General features: G+C 66.4%; 20 protein-coding genes. 8 read left to right on the forward strand and 12 right to left on the reverse strand.

Annotated features, from left to right (window positions below; all coding sequences use genetic code 11):
* Positions 1 to 192: 192 nt before the first annotated feature.
* Positions 193 to 2,790: a type I DNA topoisomerase gene (gene topA, locus ACP7BH_RS01865; protein WP_425984201.1), complete on the reverse strand. Its 2,598-nt coding sequence runs from the start codon at positions 2,788 to 2,790 to the stop codon at positions 193 to 195.
* Between the two features lie 138 nt (positions 2,791 to 2,928).
* Between topA and ACP7BH_RS01870 the strand changes: the two genes are divergently transcribed.
* Positions 2,929 to 3,123 carry a hypothetical protein gene (locus tag ACP7BH_RS01870; RefSeq protein ID WP_425984200.1) on the forward strand — a complete coding sequence of 65 codons (195 nt, stop codon included), beginning with the start codon at positions 2,929 to 2,931 and terminating at the stop codon, positions 3,121 to 3,123.
* Here the strand turns inward: ACP7BH_RS01870 and dprA are convergent.
* Positions 3,120 to 4,193: a DNA-processing protein DprA gene (gene dprA, locus ACP7BH_RS01875; RefSeq protein WP_425984198.1), complete on the reverse strand. Its 1,074-nt coding sequence runs from the start codon at positions 4,191 to 4,193 to the stop codon at positions 3,120 to 3,122. The two genes, ACP7BH_RS01870 and dprA, sit on opposite strands and share 4 nt — an antisense overlap.
* Entirely contained in the window at positions 4,190 to 4,828 is a 639-nt protein-coding gene (plsY, locus tag ACP7BH_RS01880; protein ID WP_425984196.1) for a glycerol-3-phosphate 1-O-acyltransferase PlsY, read from the reverse strand. Before plsY ends, dprA begins: the two co-directional genes overlap by 4 nt.
* Positions 4,829 to 4,956: 128 nt before the next feature.
* Between plsY and ACP7BH_RS01885 the strand changes: the two genes are divergently transcribed.
* Positions 4,957 to 5,889, forward strand: a complete 933-nt coding sequence (locus tag ACP7BH_RS01885) for a glycerophosphodiester phosphodiesterase family protein (protein WP_425984194.1) — start codon at positions 4,957 to 4,959, stop codon at positions 5,887 to 5,889.
* A 60-nt stretch (positions 5,890 to 5,949) separates the two neighbouring features.
* Here the strand turns inward: ACP7BH_RS01885 and ACP7BH_RS01890 are convergent, their stop codons facing one another.
* The 5 genes from ACP7BH_RS01890 to ruvX form a co-directional block, all read right to left on the reverse strand.
* Positions 5,950 to 6,282 (reverse strand): GIY-YIG nuclease family protein, encoded by a 333-nt coding sequence (locus tag ACP7BH_RS01890; protein ID WP_425984192.1) that lies wholly within the window; start codon positions 6,280 to 6,282, stop codon positions 5,950 to 5,952.
* 63 nt (positions 6,283 to 6,345) lie between these two features.
* Positions 6,346 to 7,617 carry a dihydroorotase gene (gene pyrC, locus ACP7BH_RS01895; RefSeq protein WP_425984190.1) on the reverse strand — a complete coding sequence of 424 codons (1,272 nt, stop codon included), beginning with the start codon at positions 7,615 to 7,617 and terminating at the stop codon, positions 6,346 to 6,348.
* 145 nt (positions 7,618 to 7,762) lie between these two features.
* Positions 7,763 to 8,743, reverse strand: coding sequence for an aspartate carbamoyltransferase catalytic subunit (locus ACP7BH_RS01900; RefSeq protein ID WP_425984188.1), 981 nt, complete (start codon positions 8,741 to 8,743; stop codon positions 7,763 to 7,765).
* Positions 8,744 to 8,795: 52 nt separating this feature from the next.
* Complete coding sequence (locus ACP7BH_RS01905; protein ID WP_425984186.1) at positions 8,796 to 9,719, reverse strand: AEC family transporter; 924 nt, start codon at positions 9,717 to 9,719, stop codon at positions 8,796 to 8,798.
* A complete protein-coding gene (gene ruvX, locus ACP7BH_RS01910; RefSeq protein ID WP_425984184.1) occupies positions 9,716 to 10,195 on the reverse strand; it encodes a Holliday junction resolvase RuvX in 480 nt (159 codons plus the stop codon). Before ruvX ends, ACP7BH_RS01905 begins: the two co-directional genes overlap by 4 nt.
* 113 nt (positions 10,196 to 10,308) lie before the next feature.
* Here ruvX and gatC point away from each other — a divergent pair, with 113 nt between their 5' ends.
* Genes gatC through gatB form a run of 4 tightly spaced genes read left to right on the forward strand, consistent with a single transcriptional unit; the run spans position 10,309 to position 14,922 of the window.
* A complete protein-coding gene (gatC, locus tag ACP7BH_RS01915; protein ID WP_008261275.1) occupies positions 10,309 to 10,596 on the forward strand; it encodes an Asp-tRNA(Asn)/Glu-tRNA(Gln) amidotransferase subunit GatC in 288 nt (95 codons plus the stop codon).
* 2 nt (positions 10,597 to 10,598) lie between these two features.
* On the forward strand, positions 10,599 to 12,077 hold the full coding sequence (gatA, locus tag ACP7BH_RS01920) for an Asp-tRNA(Asn)/Glu-tRNA(Gln) amidotransferase subunit GatA (protein WP_425984182.1): 1,479 nt from the start codon (positions 10,599 to 10,601) through the stop codon (positions 12,075 to 12,077).
* Between the two features lie 45 nt (positions 12,078 to 12,122).
* The gene (locus ACP7BH_RS01925) at positions 12,123 to 13,361 is read left to right on the forward strand and encodes a hypothetical protein (RefSeq protein WP_425984181.1); all 1,239 of its coding nucleotides are present in this window, start codon (positions 12,123 to 12,125) and stop codon (positions 13,359 to 13,361) included.
* Positions 13,362 to 13,413: 52 nt separating this feature from the next.
* Positions 13,414 to 14,922, forward strand: coding sequence for an Asp-tRNA(Asn)/Glu-tRNA(Gln) amidotransferase subunit GatB (gatB, locus tag ACP7BH_RS01930; RefSeq protein WP_425984179.1), 1,509 nt, complete (start codon positions 13,414 to 13,416; stop codon positions 14,920 to 14,922).
* A 130-nt stretch (positions 14,923 to 15,052) separates the two neighbouring features.
* Here gatB and ACP7BH_RS01935 read toward each other — a convergent pair whose 3' ends face one another.
* The 3 genes from ACP7BH_RS01935 to ACP7BH_RS01945 form a co-directional block, all read right to left on the reverse strand.
* Positions 15,053 to 15,364 (reverse strand): hypothetical protein, encoded by a 312-nt coding sequence (locus ACP7BH_RS01935; RefSeq protein ID WP_425984177.1) that lies wholly within the window; start codon positions 15,362 to 15,364, stop codon positions 15,053 to 15,055.
* Positions 15,365 to 15,700: 336 nt separating this feature from the next.
* Entirely contained in the window at positions 15,701 to 16,735 is a 1,035-nt protein-coding gene (locus ACP7BH_RS01940) for an RcnB family protein (RefSeq protein ID WP_425984175.1), read from the reverse strand.
* Positions 16,736 to 16,897: 162 nt separating this feature from the next.
* Positions 16,898 to 17,482 (reverse strand): RcnB family protein, encoded by a 585-nt coding sequence (locus ACP7BH_RS01945; protein ID WP_425984173.1) that lies wholly within the window; start codon positions 17,480 to 17,482, stop codon positions 16,898 to 16,900.
* Between the two features lie 328 nt (positions 17,483 to 17,810).
* Between ACP7BH_RS01945 and ACP7BH_RS01950 the strand changes: the two genes are divergently transcribed.
* The gene (locus tag ACP7BH_RS01950) at positions 17,811 to 18,116 is read left to right on the forward strand and encodes a sel1 repeat family protein (protein WP_135195394.1); all 306 of its coding nucleotides are present in this window, start codon (positions 17,811 to 17,813) and stop codon (positions 18,114 to 18,116) included.
* 10 nt (positions 18,117 to 18,126) lie between these two features.
* Here the strand turns inward: ACP7BH_RS01950 and ACP7BH_RS01955 are convergent, their stop codons facing one another.
* A complete protein-coding gene (locus tag ACP7BH_RS01955) occupies positions 18,127 to 18,861 on the reverse strand; it encodes a polysaccharide biosynthesis/export family protein (RefSeq protein ID WP_425984171.1) in 735 nt (244 codons plus the stop codon).
* Positions 18,862 to 18,983: 122 nt separating this feature from the next.
* On the opposite strand from ACP7BH_RS01955, the gene ACP7BH_RS01960 reads away from it, so the two are divergent.
* Positions 18,984 to 20,423 carry a GumC family protein gene (locus ACP7BH_RS01960; protein WP_425984169.1) on the forward strand — a complete coding sequence of 480 codons (1,440 nt, stop codon included), beginning with the start codon at positions 18,984 to 18,986 and terminating at the stop codon, positions 20,421 to 20,423.
* The last annotated feature ends 24 nt before the right edge of the window (positions 20,424 to 20,447 follow it).

A 20,447-nucleotide genomic window follows, 5' to 3' on the forward strand; every position in this document is an offset into this window, starting at 1 on the left:
GAAGATAGGGGGCGCGGGGGATTCGCGCCATGAGGCACGACGGCGTCCTTCTCCCCTTGGGGGATAAGGTGGGGCCGCAGGCCTCGGATGAGGGGGTTCTGTCCGCCTCGGGACGGTGAGGGCGAAACGGCGGACACAGCCCCCTCATCCGTCTCGCTGCGCGAGCCACCTTCTCCCCCGAGGGGAGAAGGATTACTCGGCGGTCTTCTTCTTCGCCGGAGCCTTCTTGGCGGCGGGCTTCTTGGCTGCGGCCTTTTTGGCGGCCGGGGCCTTCTTCTTCGGCGCGGCGCCGGCCTTGGCGGCGAGCAGGGGCAGGGCGTCTTCCAGGGTCAGGTCTTCGGGCGCCACGCCCTTGGGCAGGGTGGCGTTGATCTTGCCGGACTTGACGTAGGGGCCGAAGCGGCCGGCCATGACGTGGATCGGCTCGCCCGTTTCCGGGTGGGCGCCCAGGTCCTTGAGCGGGGCCGTGGCGGCGCCGCGACCGGGACGACCGGCGCGCTTTTCGGCCAGCAGGGCGACGGCGCGGTTCAGGCCGACCTCGAACACCTCGTCGATGTCCGAGACGTTCGCATAGGTGCCGGCGTGCAGGACGAAGGGACCGTAACGGCCCAGGCCCGCCGTGATCATCTTGCCGTCCTCGGGGTGAACCCCGACCTCGCGCGGCAGGGCCAGCAGGCGCAGGGCCTGGTCCAGCGACAGGGAGGCCGGCGACCAGCCCTTGGGCAGGGACGAGCGTTTGGGCTTGTCGCCTTCCGGCGGCGTGATTTCGACATAGGGGCCGAAACGACCGATCTTGAGTTGCACCGGCTGGCCGGTCTCCGGGTCAATGCCCAGTTCGCGGTCGCCGCTCTCGGCCGAACCGTCCTCGGCCGACGGGCTGGCGACGGGGCGGGTGTATTTGCAGTCGGGGTAGCGTTCGCAGCCGATGAAGGCGCCGAAACGGCTGGTCTTCAGGCTGAGCTGACCGATGTGGCACAGGGGGCATTCGCGCGGGTCGGAGCCGTCTTCCTTGGCCGGGAAGATGTGGGCGCCCAGGCTTTCGTTCAGGGCGTCCAGAATGGCCGTGGTGCGCAGTTCGCCGGCGGCCTGGGTCGCGGCGTGGAAGTCCGACCAGAACTCGCGCAGCAGCACCTTCCAGTCCAGCTGACCGGCCGACACCTCGTCGAGGCGCGTCTCCAGCGCGGCGGTGAAATCGTATTCCACCCATTTTCTGAAGAACTGCTCCAGGAAGGCCGTGACCAGCCGTCCCTTGTCCTCGGGATAGAAGCGGTTCTTGTCGACGCGGACGTATTCGCGGTCGCGCAGCGTCGACAGGGTCGAGGCGTAGGTCGAGGGGCGGCCGATGCCCAGCTCTTCCAGCTTCTTGACCAGGGTGGCTTCCGAATAGCGCGGGGGCGGTTCGGTGAAATGCTGGTCTGTGCGGATGGCGTCGACCTTGGCCTTGGCGCCTTCCTTCAGCGCGGGCAGGCGGCTGGTGTCGTCGCTCTCGTCCTCTTCGGCGCCCTTCTGCTTCTCGTCGCGGCCTTCCTCATAGACGGCCATAAAGCCGTCGAAGGTCACCACCTGGCCGGTGGCGCGCAAGCCGGTCAGGCCGTCGGGCGTCTCGATATCGACCGTGGTGCGGTCCATGCGGGCCGCCTCCATCTGGGAGGCGACCATCCGTTTCCAGATCAGTTCGTAGAGCCGCTGAAGATCGGATTCGAGGCGCAGGCTGTCGGGATGGCGCGCGATGTTTGTCGGCCGGATCGCTTCGTGCGCTTCCTGAGCATTCTTGGCCTTGGTCTTGTAATAGCGCGGTTCCTGCGGAACGAAGGCCGGGCCGAACGCCTGGCTGATGACCTCGCGCGCCTGGGCGATGCCCTCAGGCGTGGTCTGGACGCCGTCGGTCCGCATATAGGTGATCAGGCCGCCGGTCTCGTCCACGCCCTCATACAGTTTCTGCGCCGCCTGCATGGTGCGCTGGGCGGAAAAGCCCAGCTTGCGCGAGGCTTCCTGTTGAAGGGTCGAGGTGGTGAAGGGCGGGGCCGGGTTGCGGCGGACGGGCTTCTTCTCGACCGAGTTGATGGTGAAGTCGCCGGCGTCGATGGCCGCACGCGCGGCGGCGGCGGTCGCCTCGTCCTTGATGTCCAGACGCTGGATCCGCTTGCCTTCATGCTTGACCAGGCGGGCGGTGAAGGGCGGGCTGTCGGCGTTCAGGTCGGCCTCGATGGACCAGTATTCCTGGGCCTTGAACTTCTCGATCTCCATCTCGCGATCGACGACGATGCGCAGGGCGACCGACTGGACGCGGCCGGCCGAACGGGCGCCCGGCAGCTTGCGCCACAGGACGGGCGACAGGGTGAAGCCGACGAGGTAGTCCAGGGCGCGGCGGGCCAGATAGGCGTTCACCAGCTCCATGTCGATCTGGCGCGGGGCGGCCATGGCGTCGAGGACGGCGGACTTGGTGATGGCGTTGAAGGTGACGCGTTCGACATGCGTATCCTTCAGCACCTTCTTCTTGTTCAGCACCTCCAGCACGTGCCAGCTGATGGCTTCCCCTTCGCGGTCGGGGTCGGTCGCGAGGATGACGCGGTCGGCGCGCTTGGCGGCCTCGGCGATTTCGGACAGGCGTTTGGCGCCCTTGGCGTCGGCCTCCCAGTGCATGGAGAAGTCGTCGTCGGGCAGGACCGAGCCGTCCTTGGACGGCAGGTCGCGGACGTGGCCGTAGGAGGCCAGGACTTCGTAGTCCGGGCCGAGATACTTATTGATGGTCTTGGCCTTTGCGGGGCTCTCGACGATGACGAGGTTCATATCTGTCCGGTCTCGGGAAGGGGCGCGAACGTGGTTGGAGCGGGGCCGTGTGTCAATCGCACCTGTCGTCTTACAGCCCAAGGTAGTTGTGTTTTAATGAAACACGATTAGATTGCGTCTCTGACAACGGAGGCGATCATGGCGACGGCACACCCCCAATCGGCGAGCGCGCCGGAGTTCCGATCCGACATAGAGGCGGCGGCCTTTCCTACCCGGGAATACATCGGCGCCATGGCGCTGGAAATGGCCCGGCTGGCGCGCGACGAGGGCGACGCCCGGCTGGCGGGGATGCTGGAACAGGTCGCGGGCGTGGCGGGCCATCCGGCCGCCTAGATCGACGCCAGACCGCCGGGCAGCAGTTCGGCGCGGCCGGTCAGGCTGAGTTCCAGCAGGGCGGCGGCGACTTGGGAGACGGGCATGTTGAGGGCGCGGGCGATCTCGTCGCGCGGCGTCGGGGTCGGAGACAGCAGGGCGGCGACGCAGTCGAGGAAGGCGTCGTCGATATCGCCGTCGAATCGCATCGGATCGGCAGGCGGCTCGCGCAGGGTGCGCAGGGTGTTGAAGGCGCGGTCGATGTCGTCGATCCCCTCGCACAGGATGGCGCCCTGACGCAGCAGCTCGTTGGGGCCGCGCGCGCGGGGATCCAGCGGCGAGCCGGGCACGGCGAAGACGTCGCGCCCCTGTTCTGCGGCGAGGCGGGCGGTGATCAGGGAGCCGGACCTGATCTCGGCCTCGACCACCACGACGCCGCGCGACAGACCAGAGATGATGCGGTTGCGGCGGGGGAAGTCCCGCGCCTGGGCGCGAGCGCCGACCGGGCTTTCGGAGACGATGCAGCCCTGATCCGTCAGGCGGGCGTAGAGGTCGGCGTGTTCGGGCGGATAGATGTCGTTCACCCCGCCGCCCAGGACGGCGACGGTCCCGGTGTCCATGCTTCCTTCGTGGGCGGCGGCGTCGATGCCGCGCGCCATGCCCGAGACGACGACGTGGCCGGCCTGACCCAGCTCTTGCGCCAGGCCGCGCGCGATCCGCTGACCGCCCGCAGAGGCGATGCGGGCGCCGACGATGGCGACCGAGGGGTGGTTCAGCAGGTCGGTACGGCCGCGCGTCCACAGGATGGGCGGGGGCGGATCCAGCGCGGCCAGCATCTCGGGATAGTCGTCGTCGCCCAGCACCAGCAGGCGGGCGCCGATGGCTTCGCCGGCGGCCAGTTCACGCTCGACCGCCTCGACCGGCGGGGGCGTGGAGGCGCCGCCGGACTTGCGCACCAGATCGGGCAGGGCGTCCAGCGCGCTGGCGGCGGACCCGTAGCGGTCGATGAGTTGGGCGAAGGTAACGGGACCGATGCGGTCGGTGCGGGCGAGCCGCAGCCGGGCAAAGCGTTCGGCCGGGCTCAGGCTCACGCCTTCTTGGCCCCGATGCGCGGTTCCTCGCCCTTCAGCAGCCGGGCGATGTTCTGGTGGTGACGCACCCAGATCAGGACGGCGGCGAAAACGGTCAGGGCGAGGATGGGCAGACCCACCGGCAGGCCGACGACGGCGAGCGGCAGCAGGGCCAGCAGCGGGGCAGTCGCCGCCGAGATCAGGGCGGCCAGCGACGAATAGCGGAAGACGAAGGCGCTGATCAGCCAGACCGCCCCGGCCATCAGGCCCAGGGGCCAGGCGGCGGCGAGCAGCAGGCCATAGAAGGTGGCGACGCCCTTACCGCCCTTGAAGCCCAGCCAGACGGGAAAGAGATGGCCCAGGAAGGCCGCGCCGCCGGCGACGGCGCCCGCGACCTCGCTGTCGAACAGGTGGCGGGCGATCAGCAGGGCGACTGCGCCCTTGCCTGCGTCCAGCAGCAGGGTGGCCAGGGCCAGATCCTTGCGGCCCGTGCGCAGGACGTTGGTCGCGCCGATATTGCCCGAGCCGATATTGCGCACGTCGCCGGCGCCGGCCGCGCGGGTGATCACCACGCCGAACGGAATCGAGCCGAGCAGATAGCCGCCCAGCGCGACCAGCGCCAAGGTCCCGATCGCGGGGCCCACCAGATCCTGCACGTTGATTCTCTCCCCGCGAAATGCTGCGGCAAAATGCGTCGGCGAGCGTTGCGGAGCAAGGGCGATCCGACCTCTTGACCCGACGATCGGCGCAGCGTCTGGTCCGTCCGACTTGCCGGAGCGCCTCAATGACCCGAATCCCCACCGCCGCCGCCGTGATTTTGCTGTTGTCCACGGCAGGTTGTGTTGGCGCGCCGCCGGCGTTCACGCAACCCGCCGCCGGGCCGGCGATGGCGGCCTATTTCGACTGCGTCCGGGACGGCGGCGTGGCGATCTCGGCGCACCGGGCGGTCTCCGCCATGGATCAGCCTGAAAACTCCATCGCCGCCATCGAGGCGACGGGACGGGCGATCCCCAATGCGATCCTTGAGCTAGATGTCGTCCTGACCAAGGACCGGCAGTTGGTGCTGATGCACGACGACACGATGGACCGCACGACGACCGGGCGCGGCCGGGTCGCGGACCTGACCCTGGCGCAGGTGAAACAGGCGCGGTTGAAGGCGTCTAACGGCGCCCTGACCCGCGCCGCGCCGCCGACCCTGGGCGAGGCGCTGGACGCCGCCGGGCGCGTCGGGGGCATCGCCAGCATCGATCTGAAACCCGCAGACGGCGAAACGACCGTCGATCTGGCGCGGGCGGTGATCGATCAGGTGCGCCGGTTGCGGGCGTCAAACCGGGTGATCCTGATCACCTATAACGAGGCCGATGCGCGGGCCGTGGCGGCCATGGCGCCGGAGATGATGATCTCGGCCGGACTGAGCGGCGTGGACGATCTGCAAGGGCTGAACGCGCCGCAAATCCTGGCCTGGACCGGCACGCGCGAGGAACGGCCGGCCCTGTGGCGCGCGCTGCGTGAGGCCGGCGTCGAGGTGCAGTTCGGCACCCTGGGCCGGGAAGGCGTGCGCCGCGACGACCGCTACGCCGCCGATGGCGACGTGTCGGAATACCGCGACCTAGCGCGCCAGGGCGTGACCGTGATCGCCACCGACACGCCGCTGGCGGTCAAGTCGGTGCTGGGCGCCGAGCTGGCCAAGGCGGCGACGTGCGAGCGGGTGCTCTAAACAACATATCCGTCACCCTCGGGCTCGTCCCGAGGGCCTACGGTTAGCCTGTCGCCGGCATCAACCGTGCTGCTCCGGCCCATGCCACCAGACTGGCGGCGCATTCCAGACCAGGGACAAATCGTCCCAGTTCGGATTGTCGCGCTCGATCAGATTGATCTTCCAATCTCGCAGATAGCGTTTGATCGCCTTCTCGCGTCGAATCGCGCTGACAATCAGCTCGTGAGGTTCGAACCAGACCAGGCGTTTGAGGTCGTGATCCTTCGTAAAGCCGGGGATTGCGCCTGCCTGATGTTCGCTGACGCGCCTGTACAGATCGCTGGTCACGCCGACATACAGAGTGCCGCGTATGCCGTTCGTCATGATGTAGACGGCGACCAGACCTCGTTCCATGAGCGAAGTGTTGTCAGGCGTGGGCCCTCGGGACAAGCCCGAGGGTGACGGGGTTTTTTGAGTTCAGTGAACCTTGCGGCCGCCCACCCAGGTTCCGATCACCTTGCCCTGGAGCCTGCGGCCATCGAACGGGGAGTTCTTGGATTTGGAGTGCAGGGCGTCGGCGTCGACGATGATCGGCGCGCCGAGGTCGAACAGGACCAGGTCGGCGGGGGCGCCTTCGGCCAGCACCCCGGCGTCGAGGCCCAGCAGGACGGCGGGGCCCTGGGTCAGGGGACGGAGCACGTCCAGCAGGTCCAGCCCGTCCTCGTGGTGCAGGGTCAGGGCGGCGGGCAGCAGGGTTTCCAGGCCGATGGCGCCGGGCGCGGCCTCGGCGAAGGGACGGCGCTTGTCCTCGGCGGGGGCGGGGGCGTGGGCCGAGGTGATGACGTCGATCAGCCCCTCGCGAACCGCCTCGATCAGGGCCTGACGATCGGCCTCGGAGCGCAGCGGCGGGTCCAGCCGGTAGAAGGTGCGATAGTCGCCGATATCCACCTCGTTGAAGCACAGGTGGTTGATCGAGACGCTGACGGCGACCTCCAGTCCCTTGGCCCGCGCCCGGGCCAGGGTCTCCAGCGCGCCCTCGGTCGAAATCTGATCCACCAGGAACCGGGCGCCGGTCTGTTCGACCAGGGCCAGGTCGCGCTCCAGGCCGATGCGCTCGGCGATAGCCGGGCTGCCGGACAGGCCCAGACGCGTGGCCAGTTCGCCGGAGGCGGCGACGGCGCCTTCCGTCAGCCAGGGGTCGGACGGGCGGCAGGCGATCAGGGCGTTGAAGGCGGCGGCGTAGCTCATCACCCGTTGCAAAGTACGGCTGTTGACGATGACCTTGTCGCCGTCGGTGAAATACAGGGCGCCGGCTTCGTCCATCAGGCCGATCTCGGCCATGCGCTGGCCGTCCAAGGCCTTGGTCGCGGCGCCTGCAGCGCGGACGTTGACCAAGTTCAGGGCCGCGCCGCGCCGCTGGATGAAGTCGATCATCGCCGGGTCGTCGACGGCGGGGTCGGTGTCGGGCTGGACCACGATGGTGGTTACGCCCCCGGCGGCGGCGGCCAGACTGGCCGACTTCAGCGTCTCCTTGGGCTCGGCGCCCGGTTCGCCGGTCTTGACGCGGATGTCGATCAGGCCGGGGGCCAAGCACAGGCCGTCGGCGTCGATGGTCTGGTCGGCGTCGATGGGCGATGCGCCGTGAACGACGCGGACGATGCGGCCATTCTCGATCAGGACGCCGCCGGGACCGTCATAGTCGGTGGCGGGGTCCAGCAGGCGGGCGTTGATGATTGCGAGCGTGTTCATCGGAAATCCTCCCCCGTTGGGGGAGGGGGACCGCCCGAAGGGTGGTGGAGGGGGCCTGCCGCGAACAGGGTGTCTGGGGCGTGCCCCCTCCACCGCTTCGCGGTCCCCCTCCCCCAACGGGGGAGGATTTGAGCGTTCGTCGTCATCACTTATCCCCCCAACGGGCCGACAGGGAGGCCAGCACGGCCATGCGGGCGGCGACGCCCATCTCGACCTGATCCTGGATCAGCGAGACGTCCAGGTCGTCGGCGACGTCGGAATCGATCTCGACCCCCCGGTTCATCGGCCCGGGGTGCATGACCCGGGCCCCCGGCTTGGCCCAGGCCAGCTTCTCGCGATCCAGGCCCCAGAAGCGGAAATATTCGCGGGTCGAGGGCACCAGGGCGCCGGCCATCCGCTCCAACTGAAGGCGCAGCATCATGACCACGTCGCAGCCGGCCAGCCCCTCGCGCATGTCGTGGAAGACCTCGCAGCCCCATCGGTCGGCGTCGCCGGGCACCAGGGTGGGCGGGCCGATCAGGCGCACCCGCGCCCCCATCATCTGCAACAGGGCGACGTTCGACCGCGCCACGCGGCTGTGGGTGATGTCGCCGCAGATGGCGACCGTCAGGCTGGTCACATCGCCGAAGGCGCGGCGCATGGACAAGAGGTCCAGCAGTGCCTGGGTCGGGTGTTCGTGGCGGCCGTCCCCGGCGTTGACGACGGCGCAGCCGACCTTCTGGCTGAGCAGTTCCGCCGCGCCCGAGGCCGAGTGGCGGATGACCAGAATGTCGGGTTTCATGGCGTTCAGGGTGACCGCCGTGTCGATCAGGGTCTCGCCCTTCTTCACCGAGGACGAGCCGACCGGCATGGTGACGACGTCGGCGCCCAGCCGCTTGGCGGCGATCTCGAACGAGGAACTGGTGCGGGTCGAGTTCTCGAAGAACAGGTTCACGACCGTGCGGCCGTGCAGCAGGTCCAGCGCCTTGGACGACTGGCGATTGAAGTCGACGAAGGCGTCGCCGAGATCCAGCAACTGCGGCGTGACGAACGGATTGAGGTCCGACGCGGCCAAGAAGTGGGGTTTCGGGAACGGGACCAGCCGGTCGCGGATGGTCTGGTCGGTGACGTCTTGGGGCTGGGTCATCGAGACGCGGCTATAGGCGTGACTCGGTCTGAACGCCAGTGTCGGGCGTCAGTCAGACGAAATGGAACAGCGCCAGAAGAACGGGGATGACCACGGCGCTGCCCACGGTGGTCAGGGCGATGACGCCGGCGATCAGGGGCGCGTCGCCGCCCATCTGACGCGCCAGGATGTAGGAGGCGGCCGATCCGGGCGCGGCGCCGCAGATCAGGGCGATGCCCTGGGCCAGGCTGTCGCCGCCCAAGGCCCAGGCGATGAACCACATCAGGGGCGGCATGACCCCCAGTTTGACCAGGGTCACGGCGGCGATGGTGGTGCGGCTTCGCTTGACCTCGGCAAACGACAGCCCCGCCCCGGCGACGATCAGCCCCAGCGGCAATGCGGCGGCGCCCAGTAGGTCCATCGCGTCCGACAGGCCGGGTATCAGGGGCACGCGCAACAGGTTCAGCGCCAGTCCGATCAGACAGGCCAGCAGGATCGGATTGGCGAGCATCGACTTCGCCAGCCCCAGGGCCGACGGTTCGCGCCGCAACGACCCCCATTTGGCCAGCACCGCCACACAGGCGATATTGGTGACGGGAATGATGAAGGCGATGGCGACGGCGGCAAGCGCGGTGCCCTCCGAGCCATAGACCGACTGGATCACCGGCACGAAGACGAAGCTGTTCCAGCGGATCACCCCCTGGAAGACGCTGGTGTAGGCCGGGCCGTCCAGGGTGATCAGGGGCTTGGCCGCCAGGGTCGCCGCCGCCACGATCAGCGTCGCCCCCACCGCCGCCGCCCCTGCCACCGTCGCCCCGCCGCCGGCCAGGTCCGCGTGCCAGATCGCGGGGATCAGGAAGCTGGGATAGAAGATGTTGATCGACAGCTTCTCGATCGGCCGCCAGGCCTCGTCGGGCAGGAAGCCGGATTTTCGCAGCCCATAGCCGAGGGCGATCATCAGAAAGACCGGCAGGACGCCGGCGATCAGCCCCGTCAAACCCAGGTCGCCTGATCCCGCACTCGATCCAGCGCCCCTTGCAGAATCCAGGCGGCGGCGGTGCGGTCCACGACCTGCGCCCGGCGCTTGCGGTTCAGGTCCAGGTCCTCGATCAGAAACCGCTCGACCGCGCTGGTGGACAGCCGCTCGTCCCAGAAGGCGACGTTGATCGACCGCAGCCGCTCCAGATTGCGGGCGAAGGCGCGGCACGACTGGGCGCGCGGCCCCTCGGTTCCGTCCATATTGGCGGGCAGGCCGATCACCAGGGCCGAGACCTTGCGATGGGCCATCAGCTTGAACAGCTGTTCGGCCTCCAGCGTGAACTTGGACTTGCGGATCAGTTCCAGCGGCGAAGCGATCAGACGCGTGGCGTCCGACACGGCGACGCCGATGGTCTTCTCGCCCAGATCAAGTCCCATCCACGGCGTGTCGGGCGGGCAGGCGGCGGGCAGGTCGAGGAGGTCGAGAACGGGCACGGGCGGGCGGTAGGCCGCAAACCGGCGGAAGTCAAAGCCGTCACCTTGTGAATCCGAGGTCGGAAGGCTAATCCCGCCGATACATTCCCTATCGACGTGCATTGGAGGGCCGCATGGCCATCGACGCTGCGACGGTGCGCAAGGTTGCGCATCTCGCCCGCATCAAGACCCCCGAGGATCGGCTGGAGCCGCTGGCCCAGGAGCTGAACGGCATCCTGCAGTGGATCGAACAGCTGAACGAGGTCGATGTCGACGGCGTCGAGCCCATGACCTCGAATGTCGCCCAGCCCCTGCGCCTGCGCGAAGACGTGGTCACCGACGGCGGCAAGATCGACGCCGTCCTGTCCAACGCCCCGAAGTCGGCCGACGGCTTCTTCGTCGTGCCCAAGGTGGTCGAATAGTCATGAGTGACCTGACCAAACTGACCCTGAAGGGCGCCGTCGACGGCCTGAAGGCCAAGGACTTCTCCTCGGCCGAGATCACCCAGGCCTTCCTGACCAAGATCGAGGCCGCCAATCCGACCCTGAACGCCTATGTCGAGGTGACGGCGGACAAGGCCATGGACATGGCCCGCGCGTCCGACGCCCGCATCGCCGCCGGCGAGGGCGGGGTGCTGGAAGGCGCGCCGCTGGGCATCAAGGACCTGTTCTGCACCGAGGGCGTGCAGACCACGGCCGGCTCCAACATGCTGCGCGGCTTCGTGCCGCCGTATGAATCGACCGTCACCGCCAATCTGTGGCGCGACGGGGCGGTCATGCTGGGCAAGCTGAACATGGACGAATTCGCCATGGGTTCGTCGAACGAGACCTCGGCCTTCGGTCCGGTCAAGAACCCGTGGAAATCGACTGGTTCCAACGCCAATCTGACGCCGGGCGGATCGTCGGGCGGTTCGGCCTCGGCCGTCGCCGCCGACCTGTGCCTGGCCGCCACCGCGTCCGACACCGGCGGCTCGATCCGCCAGCCCGCCGCCTTCACCGGCACGGTCGGGATCAAGCCCACCTATGGCCGCGCCAGCCGCTTCGGCATGGTGGCCTTCGCCAGTTCGCTGGACCAGGCCGGACCGATCACCAAGACGGTCGAGGACGCGGCCCTGCTGCTGCAATCCATGTGCTCGTTCGACGCCAAGGACTCCACCAGCCTCGACGTCCCGACGCCCGACTGGACCCAGTCGGTCGGCAAGTCGGTCAAGGGGCTGCGCATCGGCGTGCCGCGCGAATATGTCGTGGACGGCATGCCCGCCGAGATCCAGGCCCTGTGGGACCAGGGCGTGGCCTGGCTGAAGGACGCGGGCTGCGAGATCGTCGAGATCAGCCTGCCGCACACCAAATACGCCCTGCCGACCTATTATATCGTCGCGCCGGCCGAGGCCTCGTCCAACCTGGCTCGCTATGACGGGATGCGGTTCGGGCACCGGGCGGATCAATTCAGCTCGCTGGACGACCTCTACGCCACCTCGCGCGCCGAGGGCTTCGGCAAGGAGGTCCAGCGTCGCCTGACCATCGGTGCCTATGTACTGTCGGCCGGCTTCTACGACGCCTATTACGTCCGCGCCCTAAAGGTTCGTCGCCGCATCGCCGAGGACTTCGACAATGTCTGGGGCCAGGTGGACGCCATCCTGACGCCGTCGACGCCGTCGGCCGCCTTTGCTCTGGGGGACAAGCAGATCGATCCGCTGACCATGTATCTGAACGACGTCTTCACGGTCACGACCAACCTGGCCGGCCTGCCGGGCATCTCGGTGCCGGCGGGCGTCGACGCCGGTGGGTTGCCGCTGGGTCTGCAGGTCATCGGCAAGGCGCTGGACGAGGCGACAGTGTTCCAGGTCGGCGCCGTGCTGGAACAGGCGGCGGGCTTCACGGCCAAGCCGGGGCAGTGGTGGTGATTTCTCAACCAGGAGTTTAGCATTCCCGAATCGAGGGGGAGTGCCATGCAAGAACAGCTTCTAAGAGAGATTGCCAACCAATACTTGGTGCCCTTGTTTTCGGGTGCCTATTTGACGCCTGCTATCGATAAAAAGACGAGCTCCCAGTTGGTCGCTTGGCGCGATCCAATGTCCATAGCTTTCAAAGTAGAGCGTAGTGACAATTATCGTTTAATATTGACGCGTCCGCAGCGTTTTGCGCAGCCGGGAGAAGTAACGCTCACAGAATATCAAGTTGTTCAAGCCTTTGTGGATATCGTGGGTGGGATGGCATCACAGCTGGCTTCTGACCTACGGCATGATTTGCTCTCCACCTTCCAGCGAAGGGTTGTGGCTAGGGCAGTTCAAGGGGCTGCGAGAGAGTCATTGATTCTCAATGGTATTGATCGGCTAGCCCATTGGGGCAATCGTCTCTATGAAGGCGCCCCAATATCAGCGTCGATTGGGTTCCGAAATCTGCCCCAATCCGACGGAATTACACTAGAAGAGCTTTCAAAATCAGACTTTGGAGCCGTTATAAGCAACGGATTTGACACGTTGTTAGAGTTCGATTTTTCGGGGCGTCTTGTTTCGCATCAAAGTAACTTATCCACGTCAGGTTCGGTGCCATCTTATTGTCCGCTCCGTCAGGCCTACATCGCCGAGTGGACGACAAAGAAAGAAACTCGTGTAGCGTTATCCCTGAATAGGTTGGGGGAGGTTCTCATATTTCGAAATCAAGAGCTGCTATTTGCCCGACGCTCCGGGCAATGGCATTTTTTGACTCATGATCCAGTAATAATGCAGATGGGTATCCCTAAGGATACTCAACTTAGAAAAGCGATCTATGAAACCTGCCTTGATGCCTCATTCGCGAGAACTGGTGCATGCATTGGGGTTGTCGGTTTTGACGATCGACAAAAATGGAAAGAAGTGGTTGTACATAAAGACGACTATTTATCCGTTCCTACGTCTAGTAAATCCCAAACTCTGAAGAAGATTATAGGTAGCCGAACCTACACTCAGCTGGATCGGAGGTTGAGGCAAGAATTGGCGGCTATCGACGGAGCAACTGTCTTATCCCACTCTGGTCAAGTGCTGGCGATAGGAGCTATTCTCAAAATTGACGGCGGCAGTACCGGTGGTGGACGGCTGGCAGCCGCAAAGGCGCTAAGCAAGGTTGGCTTGGGCATTAAGGTGTCTCAAGACGGAAGCATCACAGGATTCCGTAAGGGGCGGAAAGACGCCGCATTTAAAGTCATGTGATCAGGTCATTTTTGCCGTTCCGAAACGACGACAGATAGCGCTAATAAGGGTCATGATAGACACGAAAACTGCCGACGCCTCCAAACTCATTCAAGGCCGCACCGGCGATTGGGAAATCGTCATGGGGCTGGAAATCCACGCCCAGGTGGCGTCGAAGGCCAAGCTGTTCTCCGGCGCCGCCGTCGGCTTCGGCGCGGGGCCGAACGAACAGGTCTCGCTGGTGGACGCCGGCTTCCCCGGCATGCTGCCGACCCTGAACAAGCACTGCGTCGAACAGGCGGTGAAGACCGGCCTGGGCCTGCGCGCGCAGATCAACAAGCGCAGCCAGTTCGACCGCAAGAACTACTTCTATCCCGATCTGCCGACTGGCTATCAGATCAGCCAGCTCTATTACCCCATCGTCGGCGAAGGCGTGGTCGAGGTGGAGGCCGAGGACGGCAGCTTCTTCAACGTCGGCATCGAGCGGCTGCACCTGGAGCAGGATGCGGGCAAGCTGATCCACGACCTGTCGCCGACCGAGAGCTATGTCGACCTGAACCGCGCCGGTACGGCCCTGATGGAGATCGTCTCGCGCCCCGATCTGCGCACGCCGGAAGAGGCGGTCGCCTACGTCAAGAAGATCCGGACCATCCTGATCTATCTGGGCACCTGCGACGGCGACATGGAGAAGGGCAATCTGCGCGCCGACGTGAACGTCTCGGTCTGCCGTGCGGGCAACTACGAGAAGTTCAAGGCCAGCGGCGATTTCAGCTTCCTGGGCACGCGCTGCGAGATCAAGAACGTCAACTCGTTCCGCTTCATCTCCCAGGCGATCCAGTACGAGGCGCGCCGCCAGATCGAGATTCTGGAGGACGGCGGCTCGATCACTCAGGAGACGCGCCTGTACGACCCGACGGCCGGCGAGACGCGCTCGATGCGGTCCAAGGAAGAGGCGCAGGACTATCGCTATTTCCCGGATCCCGACCTGTTGCCGCTGGACCTGGAAGAGGCCTGGATCGCCGAGATCAAGGCGTCCCTGCCTGAGTTGCCGGACGACAAGCGCAAACGGCTGATAAGCCAATATGGCCTGTCTCAGTACGACGCCATCGTGCTGATCTCCGAACAGGCCAAGGCGGACTATTTCGAGGCCGCCGCCAAGGGACGCGACGCCAAGCTGGTGTCGAACTGGGTCACGAACGAGGTCTCGGCCCGTCTGGCGGCCGACAATAAGGACTTCAGCGAGAACACGCTGCCTGCGGCGCATGTGGCGCAACTGGTCGAGCTGATCGAGACCAACGTCATCTCGTCCAAGATCGCAAAGGAAGTGTTCGATCACGTCTGGAACGGCGAGGGTTCGCCGGCCGAGGTCGTCGAGAAGCACGGCCTGAAACAGGTCACCGACACCGGGGCCATCGAGAAGGCCGTGGACGAGATCATCGCCGCCAACCCGGACAAGGCGGCGGCCGTGGCCGACAAGCCCCAAGCCATCGGCTGGTTCGTCGGTCAGGTCATGAAGGCCACGGGCGGCAAGGCCAATCCGGCGGCGGTCAACGACATCCTGAAGGCCAAGCTGGGTCTTTGATGCTTGGGGGCTGCGGCCCCCAAACCCCTAGTTGGTCGCTAACGCTCGCGACGCGGTCGCTCGCTGCTTGAGCGACGCGTTCAACTAAAAAGGCCCGGAAATCGCTCTCCGGGCCTTTTCAGTTTTGGGCTCAGGCCGAGGGCGGCGTGGGCGTGGGCGGGGTCGGCGGTTCGGGGGGAGCCGGCGGGACCGGCGCATCCGGATCGGTGGGCTCCGTCGGCTCGGGGGGCGGCGGCGGCGCAGGTTCCTCGACGGGCGGGGGAGCCGGCGGCGCGGGCGGCGTCGGGGCGTTCGGATCCCACGTCGGCGGGGGAGCGGGATCTTGCGGCGTCTGCTGATCGACCGGCGGGGGCGGCGGGGGAGGCGCGGTCGGGGCTTGCTGAGCCGTCGCGGCGCCGGCCAGCAACAGCGAGGAGGCCAAGGCGGTCAAGGCGATCTTCATTGGGGAATATCCTTTACGTGAAAGTGCGTCTTGAAGGCGTTCGGGCGTCGTCGGGGATGACAACGACAAGCAGGCTCGGACCCTAACGAGGCCGATTTTCGTCCCCGGCCCGTGGAGTAGTTCTGGGAGCTCTATGCTGGGTGTCGTCTTTCGATAATCTTGTGACACGCCTTCGCGTCGGGGCGCGGATACAGGCCGATACAGTCGCGTCGGGGATCACGGCGCACTCGCCCAGGTCACGAGAGGGCCATGGTTGGGCGTGCGCCGGTGCGCCAAGTTACGAAAAAGCCCGACGGCCGGGGGCCGTCGGGCTGAAGGTTCGAAATCGTCAGGCGGTCACCAGCGCCAAGCGTCACGGATGACGTCGACAATATAGCCGTCGTATTCGTCGATCAGATAGATGGTGTTGTCGACGGAAACCCAGCGCGTGCCCTCGGGCGGATAGCCCAGGCCATAGGTGCGCCAGTCGTTCAACTGATAGCGCCAGAAGGTGTCGGGCAGATACTGGCCGACAGACCATGTGCGGTTCCAATAGGAGCGCGGGACGCTGTAGTAGCCCCAGCCCGGCGCGAAATAGAAGCCGGCGCGGACGCCGCTGTAGCCTCTGAAGCGGTTGTCGTTCCTCCACCAGTCCGAGCGGTGGTTGCGATAGAAGTCACGACGCCACTGGTCAGCGTTGAAGCGCTGGCGGAACTCGCGGTGCTGGCGATCACGGTCCGGCCGGTTCCAGCCCGAGCCGGGGCGGTCAGGACGTTGACCGCCGGCGTTGGGACGGTCGGGCCGGTTCCATCCGCTGCCGGGACGATCCGGGCGTTGGCCGCCAGTGCTGGGGCGATCAGGACGGTTCCATCCGCCGTCAGGACGGCCGGGGCGTTGGCCGCCCGTATTGGGGCGGTCAGGCCGGTTCCAGCCACCCTCGGGCCGGTCGGGGCGTTGGCCGCCGGTGTTGGGACGGTCGGGGCGATCCGGGCGTTGGCCACCCGTGTTCGGACGGTCGGGCCGGTTCCAGCCGCCTTCGGGCCGTTCGGGACGTTCGCCGCCCGTGTTCGGCCGGTCGGGGCGGTTGAAGCCGCCTTGGGGACGATCCGGGCGCTGCCCGCCTGTGCTGGGGCGGTCAGGGCGCTCGCCACCGGACGGCCGCTCGGGGCGGGGCGCGGTGTTTTCAGGTCGGCTGGGGCGCTCAGCACGCGGTTGGCGCGGCGCGTCCTCACGGCCCATCTGGGGACGTTCCGGGCGGTTCATGCCTCGGGCGCGACCTTCGCGTCGCGGTTGCTCTTGTTGAGCCTGGTCCTGGGCCAGGGCCTGAACGGGTGCTGCGAGCGGGCCGGAGACGGCGGCGATGGCGGTGAAAGCCATCAGGAGGCGTTTCATGGTCTTTGGTTCCTGCACGCCGGTTCTCCGGCGGCTTGGGGTGATGATCGGCCGGTGGCGATGAACCCAGGCTGAACATCGTTCGCAATCAAGGCTCTGCCTGAAAAACAGAACCCCGCAGACAAGGCCTGCGGGGTTCGAGAGGTCGATCTGTCGCGCGGTCTAGTAGACGCCCGACAGGACGCTGGCGATCAGGCCGCTGGCGACGGCGATCAACAGGATGTCGTTGCCGGCGTGGACGTAGCGATAGCCGCGGGGGGCTTGGCGAAGGCCGTAAACATAGGGGTCGCGGACATAGTAGCTGCGATACTGGTGGGGCAGGTAGCCGCCCGTGCGCCAGCGATAGCCGCTGTAGCGTGGCTCGACGCGGTAGTAGCCATAGCTGGGCGCATACCAGTAGCCCGCGCGCGGACCATTGTAGCCGCGGAAGTCGGAGCGCCCGCGCCACCAGTTGCTGTTGTTGCGATCCCAGCGGTCGTTGCGCCAGTCGCGGCGGTCGTCACGGCGTTCGGCCCGATAGTCACGACGGTCGTCGCGGCGGTCCTGACGATAGTCCTGGCGATTGTCGTAACGGCCGTTGCGCCAGTCGCGGTTGTCGTCGCGGCGATCCTGGCGGAAATCGCGGCGGTCGTCGCGGCGATCCTGGCGATATTCGCGGCGGTCGCGATCCTGCGCCTGGACGAGCATCGGCACGGCCGTGGTCGACAGGGCGATGGCGACGACGGCGGCCTTGGTGAGGCGGTTCATCTTCGTGCTCCATTCTGGGCCGACGACGGAGATGCCGAACAGACCCGTTAATGACGTTGAAGGTCGGATTTTGCGCCTGAACGCCCGCTGAACGATCGCGTCAGGTTTGCGAGACCGCATCGCGGCGGGCGTCTGCGCGATGCGGGTAGTCGTAAACGAAAGATTTCCAAGAGATTTCCGAAGCCTGAATTCCGCGAGAAGTATTCATCCCTGCTTTACTGAAAAGTCGGCACGACCCATTCGCCCGTTAACTTTAACTTCAAACCACGGGTATTTGATGGCGTCTCAGAGGCGGGCCCAGAATGGCGCCCGATCAGGAGATACGGTGATGACCGCGCAAGAATTGGCGCACGACCTGCAGGCCCCGCAAGACGGTCTGCCGCTGCCGACCCCGGACATGTCCGGCGACGACCTGTTCAAACTGGGCATGATGTATTCGGCCGGATCGGGCGGTTGCCCGATGGACCGGGTGTCGGCCCACATGATCTTCAACCTGGCGGCCATGAAGGGCTCGATCGAGGCGCGCGTCTATCGCCGCGAGATGAGCATGGAGATGGAGCGCGAGGAGATCGCCGAGGCCCAGAAGGCCGCGCGGCGCTATATCGACCAGGGCGTGGTTCAGCTGGTCGCCTGAAGCGACCCGTTCAGAACTGCGCGAAGCCGCTGCCGTTCGATCCATTGATCGAATAGCTGAAGCCGATAGGCAGGGCGGCGCGCACCTGGGTGAAGAAGGCCGCCAGTTCGCCAAGGGTCGAACGCGGCACGAAGATGATGTCGCCCCGGCGCAGGGGAACCACCTCGCCGCGACGTGGACGCAGGTCAACGACGCGCATCATGCGCGACCCGCCCGGACCGCGACGGATCAGGGCCACGCTGTCCTGGCGTGACGTGGGCTCGAAGCCGCCGGCCTGGATGACCGCCTGATAGGCGTCCAGATCGCCGATCATTTCGAAGACGCCAGGCGTGCGAACCTCGCCGTCGACCCAGACACGGATCGGGCCGGCCTGGCGCAATGTCACCTCGACCGTCGGCCGCACCAGTTGCGGCGCATAGGCCGCCGACACGACCTGCTGCAGCTGGGGCAGGGTGCGATCCGCCGCCATGACCGATCCGATCAGGGGCAGGGCGATCCGACCGTCGGGGCCGATCCTTACCGTGCGGGTCAGTTCCGAGGCCGTGGGCGTGGCCACCTCGATCTCGTCGCCGGGATAGAGCAGATATTCCGGCTCCTGATCCGTCCAGTCGGCGAAGGGAATGCCGGGGAAGTCGCCGTTCATGGGTCGTTCGACGCGCTGCGGGCCGCTGGCGCACGCCGCCAACGAGGCGGCGAGGGAGGCTGAACCCAGGGTCAGCAGGAACAGGCGGCGATCTGACAGCATGAGAATCGGTCGGCCTCGACGAGGAGATTTGAGGCAACCTCGCCGGTTATGGGTAATCATCGGTTAACGCCGGTGGGTGAAGGGTGGCGAGAACAAGCCTTTCAAGGGATTCGGCCCGCTCTATGCGTTCCACGGCACACGTCACGGCAAGACCACGCTACGGCGTGCTGGACGTCATCGGCCTGCTGTTCCGCGAGCTGTTGCTGATGATCGTGGTCTTCGTCGTGATCCTGGCGCTGGGGTTCGCTGCGGCGATGACGCTGAAGAAGAGCTATACCGCCACCGGATCGGTCTTCGCCGGAGTGGGCCAGGAATACGTCTATCAGCCGCGCGTCGGCACGGCCGAGCGAGGCCAGGCGCCGCAGGGCGACGAGGTCGCCAACTCCGAAGCCGCCATCCTGGGATCGGGCGCAGTGCGTCAGAAGGTGGTCGAGGCCCTGGGTCCCGCCGCCATCCTGGGCGAGGCGCCCAAGGGCGGACCGCAGAAGGCCGAGGCGGCGGCGCGGCGTGTGATCGGAACCAGCCTGGGCATCGCCACCGCGCCGGGCAGCGCCGTTATCCGCCTCAACTACAAGGCCGGCGATCCCGAGCAGGCGGCGCGGGTGCTGAACACCATCATCGAACAGTATCTGGTCTATCGCCGCGAAGTCTTTCAGGACAAGACGCCGGCCATCGCAAGCCAGCGCGTCGCCTTCGAGGACGAGCTGGGCAATGCGGACCGGGCCTATGAAAACTTCCTGATGTCCAACGACATCGGTGATTTCGCGGCGGCCAAGGCGACGCTGGCGGCGACCTATCAGACGATCTTCACCGACCGGATGTCGACGCAGAGCCTGTTGAATCAGACTGCCCAAAGGCTGAATACCCTGGTCGCGCAGCAGGCGGGCACGCCGGCGGAAGTGGCCCTGCAGCAGGATCTGAACATTTCGGCCCAGGATCAGGTGCTGCAACTGCGCACCGAGCGCGAGCAACTTCTGTCGCGCTATCAGCCCGACGCCCAGCCGGTGAAGGATATAGAGGCCCGGATCAACCAGCTTCAGGCCTATGTTGCGACCGGCACGGCCGTGGGCGCAAAGGAGGTCCGCACCGGGCCGAACCCCGTCTGGACCGAGCTGGAGACGACGCGGATCAATACGCGGGCCGAGCGGGACTCGCTGGCGGCGCGGCTGGCGGTCCTGGATCGGCAACTGAACGACATTCGCGCCCGCCAGACGCGGCTGACCGCGCTGGAGTCCGAGAACTCGACCCTGGCCGGCAATCGCGAGGTGCTGAGCGCCTCGATCCGCGAGTTCCAGCAGCGCGAGACCCAGAGCCGCGCCGACAACGCCCTTGTCGCCGCCGGCGCCGATAATGTCACCGTCATCGAACGCGCCCAGCCGCCGTCGACGGGCAAGAGCCTGAAGATCCCGCTGCTGGCGGCGGTCTTCCTGTTCGCGGGCTTCACGGCCCTGTGCGTCGGTCTGTTGCGGGTGTTCACGCGGCGCGGCTTCACGACGCCGGCTTCGATGAGCCGGACGCTGGACATGCCGGTCCTGGCCGTCGCGCCCGCCAAGGCGGCGTAGCGAAAGCCGTGCTAGGCTGAGGGC

The sequence above is a fragment of the Brevundimonas sp. TWP2-1 genome, from assembly GCF_049897645.1.
Classification (GTDB): Bacteria; Pseudomonadota; Alphaproteobacteria; order Caulobacterales; family Caulobacteraceae; genus Brevundimonas.

What these genes read in the sequence shown, in the direction of transcription:
- topA (WP_425984201.1), bottom strand. Translation starts at nt 2,790, where the DNA reads ATGAACCTCGTCATCGTCGAGAGCCCCGCAAAGGCCAAGACCATCAAT.
- ACP7BH_RS01870 (WP_425984200.1), top strand. Translation starts at nt 2,929, where the DNA reads ATGGCGACGGCACACCCCCAATCGGCGAGCGCGCCGGAGTTCCGATCC.
- ACP7BH_RS01885 (WP_425984194.1), top strand. Translation starts at nt 4,957, where the DNA reads ATGACCCGAATCCCCACCGCCGCCGCCGTGATTTTGCTGTTGTCCACG.
- ACP7BH_RS01890 (WP_425984192.1), bottom strand. Translation starts at nt 6,282, where the DNA reads ATGGAACGAGGTCTGGTCGCCGTCTACATCATGACGAACGGCATACGC.
- pyrC (WP_425984190.1), bottom strand. Translation starts at nt 7,617, where the DNA reads ATGAACACGCTCGCAATCATCAACGCCCGCCTGCTGGACCCCGCCACC.
- ACP7BH_RS01900 (WP_425984188.1), bottom strand. Translation starts at nt 8,743, where the DNA reads ATGACCCAGCCCCAAGACGTCACCGACCAGACCATCCGCGACCGGCTG.
- gatC (WP_008261275.1), top strand. Translation starts at nt 10,309, where the DNA reads ATGGCCATCGACGCTGCGACGGTGCGCAAGGTTGCGCATCTCGCCCGC.
- gatA (WP_425984182.1), top strand. Translation starts at nt 10,599, where the DNA reads ATGAGTGACCTGACCAAACTGACCCTGAAGGGCGCCGTCGACGGCCTG.
- ACP7BH_RS01925 (WP_425984181.1), top strand. Translation starts at nt 12,123, where the DNA reads ATGCAAGAACAGCTTCTAAGAGAGATTGCCAACCAATACTTGGTGCCC.
- gatB (WP_425984179.1), top strand. Translation starts at nt 13,414, where the DNA reads ATGATAGACACGAAAACTGCCGACGCCTCCAAACTCATTCAAGGCCGC.
- ACP7BH_RS01935 (WP_425984177.1), bottom strand. Translation starts at nt 15,364, where the DNA reads ATGAAGATCGCCTTGACCGCCTTGGCCTCCTCGCTGTTGCTGGCCGGC.
- ACP7BH_RS01940 (WP_425984175.1), bottom strand. Translation starts at nt 16,735, where the DNA reads ATGAAACGCCTCCTGATGGCTTTCACCGCCATCGCCGCCGTCTCCGGC.
- ACP7BH_RS01945 (WP_425984173.1), bottom strand. Translation starts at nt 17,482, where the DNA reads ATGAACCGCCTCACCAAGGCCGCCGTCGTCGCCATCGCCCTGTCGACC.
- ACP7BH_RS01950 (WP_135195394.1), top strand. Translation starts at nt 17,811, where the DNA reads ATGACCGCGCAAGAATTGGCGCACGACCTGCAGGCCCCGCAAGACGGT.
- ACP7BH_RS01955 (WP_425984171.1), bottom strand. Translation starts at nt 18,861, where the DNA reads ATGCTGTCAGATCGCCGCCTGTTCCTGCTGACCCTGGGTTCAGCCTCC.
- ACP7BH_RS01960 (WP_425984169.1), top strand. Translation starts at nt 18,984, where the DNA reads ATGCGTTCCACGGCACACGTCACGGCAAGACCACGCTACGGCGTGCTG.